This window comes from Synechococcus sp. R55.8, assembly GCF_047461895.1.
Lineage (GTDB): Bacteria > Cyanobacteriota > Cyanobacteriia > Thermostichales > Thermostichaceae > Thermostichus.
Map to the genome: position 1 here is coordinate 2,758 of NZ_JANSIB010000122.1, position 1,232 is coordinate 3,989.

A 1,232-nucleotide genomic window follows, 5' to 3' on the forward strand; every position below is an offset into this window, starting at 1 on the left:
AGGGGATCCGGTGAAAAGAATGGCATGGCTCCGGTTCACAAAGCTCTGGGGTGGGGCGAGTTTGCTCGGCTGGGTGGTCTTCCCAGGGGCTGCGGCCTTTGCCCAACTGGAGTTGGATGCCCAACTGGGCCGCTCCCAAATTGTTTTTCCCAGCAAAGATTGCCCCGCCTGCGACCTGACGGGGGCAGAACTGCCGGGAGCTGACCTCAGGGGGGCCAACCTGAAAGAAGCGATCCTCAGACAGGCCAATCTCCAAGCTGCCGACCTCTCCCAAGCAATCCTCAATCTGGCCGATTTGAGAGGGGCCAATCTGAGTGGCTCAGCTCAGGCAGGGGCTTTCTTGTGGGAAGCCGATCTGGCGCAGGCCAACCTGCAGCAGACAGATCTGACGGGTGCCAATCTGCAGGTGGCCAACTTAAGCGGGGCCGACTTGCGTCGAGCCATCCTCACCGGCGCCGACCTCACAGGGGCCAAGTTACACAATGCCGATCTGCGGGGGGCCGACCTGCGAGGCGCTTTTCTGGAGGGGGCGGATCTGACCGGCGCCCTGTACAATGCCCAAACCCGGCTGGATCCCACCTTTGACCCTAGTGCTTGGGGCATGGTTTTCGTGAAAGAAGGATCTTGACCAAGAGTTACCGCTTGCTCCGCCATTTGATTTGGGATCCCCCCTTGGGCAGATTAAAACCAGCACCCCCTCGGCTGGGATCCCCTGCCATGACTTCCCCTGTCCGCGTTCTCATTGCCGACGATCATCCCCTCTTCCGGCTGGGGCTGAAGTTTGCCCTGCAAGCCCAAGGATTTGAGGTGGTGGCCGAAGCCGAGACGGGATCCCAGGCCGTCCACCATTGTCGCAGTTGCCCCATCGACGTAGCCATTTTGGATGTGCGCATGCCGGATGGGGATGGGATCGCCGCCTGCCAGCAAATCACCGAGCTGGGCCTGCCGGTGGTGGTGGTGATGATGACCACCTTTCAGGAGCCGGGTCTGATTGAGGCAGCCCGCCGCGCCGGGGCCAAAGGCTACCTTTCCAAAGAGACCGACCCGGCGGAATTGGCCCGCGTCATCCGTCAGATTTTGTCCAACCCCGAACGAGACTGGCTGCCTGCCCGACAGGAGCTGCCCAAGCTCACCCCCCGCGAGCTGTGTGTGCTGCAACTGATGAGCGAGGGCTTGGCCAACAAACAGATTGCCCGCCGTCTGGGCCTGAGCATCGAAACCGTCAAAGAATA

General features: G+C 61.4%; 2 protein-coding genes. Both read left to right on the forward strand.

The annotated features are described in order from the left end of the window. Positions 1-19 precede the first annotated feature (19 nt). Positions 20-628, forward strand: coding sequence for a pentapeptide repeat-containing protein (locus NW829_RS11110; RefSeq protein WP_414417093.1), 609 nt, complete (start codon positions 20-22; stop codon positions 626-628). A gap of 89 nt (positions 629-717) precedes the next feature. Then, a partial coding sequence (locus tag NW829_RS11115; RefSeq protein WP_414417092.1) for a response regulator transcription factor occupies positions 718-1,232 on the forward strand: 515 nt, incomplete at its 3' end.

Excerpts from the sequence above, each read along its gene's own strand:
- NW829_RS11110 (WP_414417093.1), top strand. The coding sequence starts at position 20 with ATGGCATGGCTCCGGTTCACAAAGCTCTGGGGTGGGGCGAGTTTGCTC.